The following is a 7,983-nucleotide window of genomic DNA, read 5'->3' on the forward strand; positions in this document are numbered from 1 at the left end:
GAGCGCGGCGAACCGCGCCACCAACGCCGCCTCCGCCGCGCAGACCCTCGCCACGACGGCCGCGAAAGCGGCCCGTACGGCACGCGACGCCGCCAACTCGGCCGCCGACCACGCCGACGCCGCCGCGGCGGCGGCCGAGGAGGCCGTGAAGAACGCGGGCAAGGCGATCGACTACGCCAACAAGTCCACCGCGCACGCGGCGGCGGCCGTCGAGGCGGCGAACGTCGCGACCAAGGCCGTCAGCGACGCCGTCGAGGTCGAGCAGAACGCGCGCGCCGCCGAGGCGCAGACGCTGGAGCAGGACAAGCAGCAGGCGATCGACGAGGTCAGGCTCCTCTCCGAGATCGAGGCGACGGACCAGGCCACCCTCGCCGGCAAGCGGCTCGTCGCCGAGCGCTTGACGCAGGAGACCAAGGACCTCATCGCCAAGGCCGAACAGGCCCTCGGCGCGGGCGACATGGAGACCGCCGCGACGACCGGCCGGCAGGCGGCCGTCCACCTGCTCGACGTTTCGGGCGCCTGGACGCGCCAGTCCGCGCAGCACGCCCTCGCGGGCTCCGACGACGACGTCTTCGCCTGGATCGACCTCGACCGGGCACTCGCCCAGGCCCAGGACGACCGCGAGACGACGGCCCACATCGCCTCGATCGCCGCGCCGAAGATCGCCGAGGCGGCCGCGGCGGCTCTCGCGAGCGCCACGGACACGGCTGTCGGCGACTTCCTCACGAGCGGCATGAAGAAGGCGTCCGACGACGAACTGCGCGTCGCGATCAACAAGATCCTCAACGACAACCCGGGCAGGGCCGTCAAGAAGGCCGGGAACGACGCGCTCGACGAGAACACGACCGAGGCGCTGAACAGCTTCTTCGACGACGTGTACCCGGTCGCCGTCAAGGAGGACGACCAGGTTCTCGCCAACGAACTCATCCTGACCGGCGGGCCGTTCACCAAGGCGTACGCCGAGGTGGCGCTGGAGGCCCCGGCCTGGGTGCTGCGCAACTTCATCACCGTCGTGCGGTACCGCACCGCCCAGCTCGACTTCGACACCGCGACGCACGTCGCCGCCGTGCGCGGCGCGATCGCCGCGGCGGCGAAGATCGCCCAGAACGCGCAGACGGACGCGGCCACGGCATCCAAGGCCGCGGCCGACGCGCGCAAGGCCGCCGCCGAGGCCCAGGAGTGGGCGAAGAAGGCGCTCGACTCCGCCGCCAAGGCGGACGACTACGCCCAGGAGGCCCGGGACAACGCGAACGCCGCCGACAAGGCGGCGGCCGACGCGCAGAAGTCCGCCGACACGGCGAAGGCCGCCGCCGCGACCGCGCGCGGGGCCGCCCGCTCCGCGAACTACTCGGCGAACAGGGCCATCGACTCCGCGCGCTCCGCGCTCGCCTCCTCCGCCTCCGCGCAGAACTCGGCCGCCGCCGCCCGCGCCTCGGAGCTGGCCGCGTCCGCCGACGCCAAGGCCGCCGCGGCCGCGTACGCGGCCGCGAAGCAGATCGCCGCGCAGAAGCACCTGGACGAGCTGCGGCATCAGGCCAAGGAGGACTGGGAGAAGGCCGAGCTGGAGCGGCAGAACAAGCAGAACCCCGCGGACAACGACGGCAACGACCAGGTCAACCCGAACGGCACGAAGGGCCACGGGGACTCCGACGAGTGGTGGAACGACGCCCAGTGGTACGCCGACGCGTTCAACGTCGTCAGCGTCGGGTCCGGTTTCCTCGCGGCCGGCTGCACACTCGCGGGCACGGTCTTCCCTCCCGCGCTCGGCGCCGCCGCCGTCTTCGCCGGTATCTCGGGGGGCGCGAGCGTCATCAGCAGCGTCTTCACCGGCATCGAACACGGCTTCACGAGCAGTGAGTTCTTCTGGTCCGCGCTCGACAGCACGCTGAGCCTCGCGACCTTCGGCGCGAGCAAGTGGCTGACCCCGGCCAAGGCCCTCGGCAAGTCCGTGGTGCCCGAGGTCAGCAAGATAACGCACGTTGCGGGCGACAAGCTCTCCAGCATCGGCAAGGCGATTTACACCCTCGGGGCCTGACGCCCGTTCGACCGCATGGCGGCGGGCGGGGCCACCCGCGCGGGTGGCCCCGCCCGCCGCCATGCCCCACTCAGGAGCACCCACACCCATGCGCCACCAGCACCCCTTCCGAATACGCCCGGCGGGCCCGCCGAGGAGACGCGCCCGCGCGGCCGTCCTCGCCGTCGTGACCGCCCTGACGCTGACGACCACGGCGGTCGGCACGAGCCAGGCGGCCCGGCCCACGGACACCGCGACGCCGGGCGCGGCGGCGGCCCCGTCCCGTACCGTGGACACCGCGGCTCGCACCGGAACCGCCCCCGAGACCAGCGCCGTCAGCCTCTCGGGCACCCACTGCACCCCCACGACGGCCGGCTCCCGGGAGCGCCGCGCGGGCGCCACCGAAGCCTGCGTGAGCGCGAGCCCCGCCCAGGCCGCCCCCCGCTCCCGTACCGCCAACGTGCCGCTCGCGGACGCGAGTTGTGCGATCACCGCGCCCGGCACCTACAGTTACGAGCGCTTCTCGTACTGCGTGAGCGGCATCAACGTCCTCTACGTCCTGCGCGACAGCAAGGGCGCCGAGCTGGGCCGCGGCACCCTCCAGGTCGCCACGAGCGCCACGCTCCCGAAGGCCGCCACCACCTGGCAGGAGCAGGTCACCGTCCGGATGACCTCCGCGAGCGGCGAGGTGACGGCGCTCAACGCCAAGCTCCGCGCCTCCTGTTCCACCGGCTGCACGGCGACGAAGACCGCGCCGTGGTACGGCGGCGACCTGGTCCTCGACCAGTCGCTCTCCGGCTCGGTGGCGTACTCCTCGGCCCCCGCGCAGGGCGCGGCGGCCGAGTTCACCACCTCGTACAAGCTGTACGTGACGTCGCCGGGCGCGACGGCCGTCGACCCGAACGCCTCGTGGGACAACCCCCGCACGGTTCGCTGCGACAACGCCGTGGGCGGCGACTCCGTCGCGGGCTGCGCCGTCCCCTCCGTCATGCCGGTCGTGCCGCTGAAGGCGACTTCCTCCGATCCGGGCGGCGCGGTGGCCGCCTACGGTTGGGCGCAGAAGAACCTCGACGGCGCCTGGGGGACGAAGGGAAGTCCCCTGACGCGCGCGACGAGCGGGGCGGCCGCCCGCACCGCCGCCACCTGCGCGGGCTTCACACCGGAGACCGAGCTGGTCGACAACGACACCTGCGGCGACTTCCCCTTCGGCGAAAGCAAGGAGGGGGGCACCGCGGGCAGTGACTGCGTCGATGTGATCCCCAGTCTCAGCCACGGCGAGTGGGACACCTACATCCTCAACGACGCCCGCGACCCGGACCCGTCCCGGCCCTGCGTCCGCGCCCATGTCAAGGACGCCGACAAGCAGTTCGCCGCCGGGCAGCTCGCCGAGGGCTTCGCGGACCAGCGGGTCATCGACGCCGACCGGTTCGAGCTGACGCTCAGCACGCCGGACGCGGGGCCGCAGGCCTCCTGCCTGGAGGAGACGTCGCCGGACGGCGCGCTGCCCAGTGGTGACGGCTGGATCCTGAACACCAGCGAAGCGGTCGAGGCCGTCAACAAGACGACGGACCCGGTCGGCAAGGAAGGGCAGCGGCCCACCCGGGCTCAGGCCTGCGTGGGGCTGGGCTTCGTCAAGGGCAAGCCCGCCGGTGGCGACATCACCGGCTGGCAGGACGCGAAGCTGTACAGGACGGCGCAGTCGCCCGGTACCAAGCTGGCCCGCTGCCACCTGGTCCCCAACGTCATCGGCGGCAGGGGCAATCAGTACAACCTCGTCCCCTGCTGGCAGGTAGGGATGAACACCGGTACCCCGAGCATGCGCACCTACGAGGCGATGGCGGAGAAGCTGGTCAAGGGGGAGGCGGACGACGCCGGGCGCTCGCTGGGGCCGGACGACGCGATCTTCTACCAGGTGACCCCTGTCTACAAGGACGAGACCAGCACGATCCCGGTGGGCGTCACGATGATCGCTACCATCGAACGAGCGAACGGGCTGTCGGAGCAGCTCTTCCCCAACGTGTACGTCACCAACACCCTGGAGAACACCGGCACGCTCAACCTCGGTAACTGACCGTTCGCTTCGCGCCCTTCACCGGCGCGACCCCACGCGCCCCAAGGAGCCAGGATGAGTTTCACGACCCCGCCGCGTCCGGTCGATCCGGTCGCGCTCTTCCCCGGGCTGGCTCCGCTGGCGCGCACGGCGACCCGGCTGCACCCGCGGCCGGGCTCGCCGACCGTGCACGACAGCTCCGTCGGCGGGCCGCTCCTGTGGCCCGCCGACGAGCCGTGGCCCCACTGCGAGGGGCCGCACGACGCCTCGCTCGCCGAGGACACTCCGCTCTCCGCGGAGGACATCCGCGCCCTGCGCCGGGTGCGCGCGGCGTCCGCCGGGCGACGGCTGCGCGATCGCCGGGCGCCCGTGCGCACACCGGAGGAGGACGAGGTCTGGCGACGGCACGGCGGCGGCCGCCCGTGGTTCGACGGGCCCGTCCCGATGCTTCCGGTGGCCCAGCTCCACGCCCGCGACGTCCCGCTCCCCGCCCGCCCCGCCGGAACCGACCTCCTCCAGGTCCTGTGGTGCCCCTGCGGCCACGGCGTCTCGGAACCCCGCACCGCCCTCTTCTGGCGCTCCGCCGCCACCGTCACCGACACCCTCGACACCCCGCCCGAGCCGGCCGCGATCGAGAAGGACGGCTACCTGCCGCGCCCCTGCCTGCTGACGCCGGAGCAGGTCACGGAGTACCCCGGCACCATGGAGCTGGACGAGGAACTCCGGGATCAACTGGCGGACGAGAGCCGGTGGGAGGCCGCCGGGGCGGAGTGGGACGACGGCGAGGCGGAGGACCCGCAGGACTTCTACTTCCGCAACCTCGCCACCGCCCCCGGCTGGAAGACCGGCGGCTGGACCTTCTGGAGCCTCACCGACCCCGAGCCCCGCGACTGCCCCGCCTGCGGCACCGAGGAGATCCCGCTCCTCACGATCGCGAGCTCCGAGTGGGACGACGGCAGCGTGAGCTGGCGGCCCGCGGAGGACCCCGCCGACCCGGCCCAGCACCTGCCCGGCGACCCGTCGCAACCCACGCTCGTCGACATCCGCGGCGGCTACACCCTCCAGCTCCACGTCTGCCCGGCGTCCCCCGACCACCCGCACCTGCAGATGATGCAGTGAGCGCCCCGCCCGCGACGGGCCCCAAGCACCTTCCGCTTCACGAATGCTTCACCGGGCACGCATATGCGTGGACGCATCGTGAACACCCCCGATAAGCTGCGCCGGCCGCCGCTCGGCGGCTCGTCACACGCCTGACCCGGGGGGGTCCTTCCGCATGTCCACCACCGCTCCGCTTCACCCGCCGCACCCGCAGAGGCCCGTGCCGCCGCCCGCGCGAGGTCTGCTGCGCGCCGTGCACGTGGCGCTGGGCGCCGTCGTCCTCGCCGACGTCCTCCAGTTCGGGGCCGCGCTCATCGTCCGCGCGCACGCGGTGGACTGGGGACCCGGGGGCATCAGCTGGACGAACGCCTCGCAGGAGGACGTCGACGCGTACAACCACTCGCTGAACTACGCGACGGCGGCGGCCGGGCTGTGGACGCTCGCGTACCTCGTCGCCGCCGTGCTCTTCCTGGTCTGGTTCGGCAAGGCGAGGGGCGCGGCCGGGACGATGGACCCCTTCGCGTTCACGCGGGGACGGGGCTGGGCGATCGGCGCCTGGTTCATCCCCTTCGCCAACCTCGTGCTCCCGCGCCGCGTGGCGAGCGAGATGTGGAACGCGGCCCGCTCCCCCGCCTCCGAGAGCCGCTGGCCGGACACGGGGGACGCGATCGTACGGGAGTGGTGGGTCCTCTTCGTCGTGATGACACTCGCCGAGAACGCCGTCAGCAGGATCTCCGGCAACCTCACGGACCCCGGCGAACTCACCTTCGCCGCCGTCCTGTACGCGCTGGTCGCCGTCTGCACGGCGGGCGCGGCCCTGCGCGCGCACCGCTTCACCACCCGCCTCACCGACATGCTCCACCTCAAGGCGTACGCGCCGCTGAGCTGAGCCGCGCGAAGGAGTACGCATCCGGCGGACCGGCCCCGAGGGCGTACGCATCCCGGCGGACCGGACCCAGAGCCGCACCCCCACCCAGTCGCCCCCGGAGCCGTACGCCTCACCGCAGCCCGCACGCCCCCTTCGCCTCCGGCGGCGCCTGCACCACGCCCTCGGCGGGCAGCGGCTCGTAGGAGAACCACCCGCACTGGTACGTGTCCGGGCGGGGCAGGGCGGGGGCGGCGGCGCCCAGGCTCAGGCTTGCGCCGGCGAGCAGCACAGCGGCGAGGGCCGTACGAAGCGGCGGTACGGGGAACACGCGACCTCCTGGGGGTGGCTGACGGTCCCCCATGCTCGCCCCCGGCCGCCCCGCCGCCCGCACGGCGCGCGCCCGTTCCCGTACGCACCCGCTCGATCCCCCGTACGCGTCAGGCCCTTGAGGCCGCCAGCGGCAGCAGCACCTCGGTGATGATCGCCTCGACGTCCGCCGCGTCCACCGCGCCCTTCTGCATCGAGTCGGCCACGACCATGCGGGGCCCCACCGAGGCGACCCGGCGGTTCACGCGGCGGGGGTCGGCCTCGCCGCGCTCGACCGCCCGGCTCAGGACGTCGAGCAGGATGCGCTCGTAGGGCAGGACGATCAACCGCATGACCTCGTCGAAGAGTTCGGGGTGCCGGGGGCGTTGCGTCATCAGCGGGCGCAGGGCCCTGCCGTGCGGCTCGCCGAGCACGCGCGCGAAGCTGCCGAGCAGGTGCGTCAGATCGCCGTGGAGCGAGCCCGTGTCGGGGCCGACGGGCGTACCGAAGCCCGTGTCCGGGTCGGAGAGCGCGTCGAGCACGAGTTCCTTCGGTGTGGACCAGCGCCGGTACAGCGCCGACTTCCCCGTGCCCGCGCGCGCCGCGATCTTGTCGAAGGCCAGCTCCTCGAAGCTCGTGAGCGCCAGCTCCTCCAGGGCGGCCTGGTGGAGCGCGCGCGTGAACGCCTGGCCGCGCCGCCGTGTCGCCCTCGCGGGGCGGCCGGGGGCGGCGGGATCGTCGGATGGCCGGGGTGCACTGCTCACACCTGCCGTTATAGCGCGGCACGGCGGGGTGGCGCGAAAACACGGCGGGTGTACCGTGGCACTTAGTGGACAGAATTGTCCACTAACCTCACGGAAGGCGAGACGCCAGTGCCCGCAGCACAGCCACCCGAGAGCACTCGGCCCACGACGCCCGCGACCGAGAAGCTCGCCCTCACCAACGTGCGCGTCTTCGACGGCGAGAAGCTGCTGCCCCCGGCCACGGTCGTCGTGGACGGCCCCGTGATCGGCGAACCCGGTGACACGCGGGGCGCGCGCGAGATCGACGGGAACGGCGGCGTCCTGCTCCCGGGACTGATCGACGCGCACGTCCACCTGGAGGACGAGGACACGCTGCGGGCCTTCGCCGCGTACGGCGTCACGACGGCCCTCGACATGGGGACCTGGCCCGTCTCGCGCGTCGACGCGCTGCGCGGACTGCCCGGCCTCACCGACATCCGCAGCAGCACGTACGCCGCGACCTCGCCCGCGAGCGGCCACGCGGCGCACATGGGCCTGCCCGAGGGCTCCCTGGTGGCCGCGCCGGCGGACGCGGAGCGCTTCGTCACGGAACGTGTCGCCGAGGGCGCCGACCACATCAAGCTCATCATCGACCTGCCCGGTTTCAGCCAGGAGACCGCGACCGCCCTCGTCACGGCCGCGCACCGGCACGGGCTGCGCACGATCGCCCACGCCTCCGCGCTCGACGCGGTGCGGATGGCGCAGCGCGCGGGCGTCGACGTCCTGACCCACGCGCCCCTGGACCGGCCGCTGGAGGAGGCCGACGTCGAGCAGGCCGCGCGCGAGGGCCGCGTCATCGTGCCGACCCTGACGATGATGGCGGACATCGCCGCCGCGCTCGCCCGGCCCGGGGCGCCGGGGCCCT

Annotated in this window: 7 protein-coding genes; 5 read left to right on the forward strand and 2 right to left on the reverse strand. The window is 73.5% G+C overall.

Going from position 1 to position 7,983, the window contains the following annotated elements:
• The 4 genes from G3I42_RS28860 to G3I42_RS28875 all read left to right on the forward strand — a co-directional run.
• Positions 1-2,035 (forward strand): ALF repeat-containing protein (locus G3I42_RS28860; RefSeq protein ID WP_275405306.1); only part of this gene is annotated, 2,035 nt, incomplete at its 5' end.
• 88 nt (positions 2,036-2,123) lie between these two features.
• A complete protein-coding gene (locus tag G3I42_RS28865; protein ID WP_164290699.1) occupies positions 2,124-4,085 on the forward strand; it encodes a DNA/RNA non-specific endonuclease in 1,962 nt (653 codons plus the stop codon).
• Between the two features lie 54 nt (positions 4,086-4,139).
• The gene (locus tag G3I42_RS28870) at positions 4,140-5,183 is read left to right on the forward strand and encodes a hypothetical protein (protein ID WP_164290700.1); all 1,044 of its coding nucleotides are present in this window, start codon (positions 4,140-4,142) and stop codon (positions 5,181-5,183) included.
• Positions 5,184-5,337: 154 nt separating this feature from the next.
• Positions 5,338-6,051 carry a DUF4328 domain-containing protein gene (locus G3I42_RS28875; protein ID WP_203607492.1) on the forward strand — a complete coding sequence of 238 codons (714 nt, stop codon included), beginning with the start codon at positions 5,338-5,340 and terminating at the stop codon, positions 6,049-6,051.
• A gap of 109 nt (positions 6,052-6,160) precedes the next feature.
• Here G3I42_RS28875 and G3I42_RS28880 read toward each other — a convergent pair whose 3' ends face one another.
• Positions 6,161-6,358, reverse strand: a complete 198-nt coding sequence (locus G3I42_RS28880) for a hypothetical protein (protein ID WP_164290701.1) — start codon at positions 6,356-6,358, stop codon at positions 6,161-6,163.
• A gap of 109 nt (positions 6,359-6,467) precedes the next feature.
• Entirely contained in the window at positions 6,468-7,100 is a 633-nt protein-coding gene (locus G3I42_RS28885; protein ID WP_164290702.1) for a TetR/AcrR family transcriptional regulator, read from the reverse strand.
• Between the two features lie 108 nt (positions 7,101-7,208).
• On the opposite strand from G3I42_RS28885, the gene G3I42_RS28890 reads away from it, so the two are divergent.
• Positions 7,209-7,983 (forward strand): amidohydrolase family protein (locus G3I42_RS28890; RefSeq protein ID WP_164290703.1); only part of this gene is annotated, 775 nt, incomplete at its 3' end.

Source organism: Streptomyces sp. SID11385, from assembly GCF_010548245.1.
GTDB lineage: Bacteria > Actinomycetota > Actinomycetes > Streptomycetales > Streptomycetaceae > Streptomyces.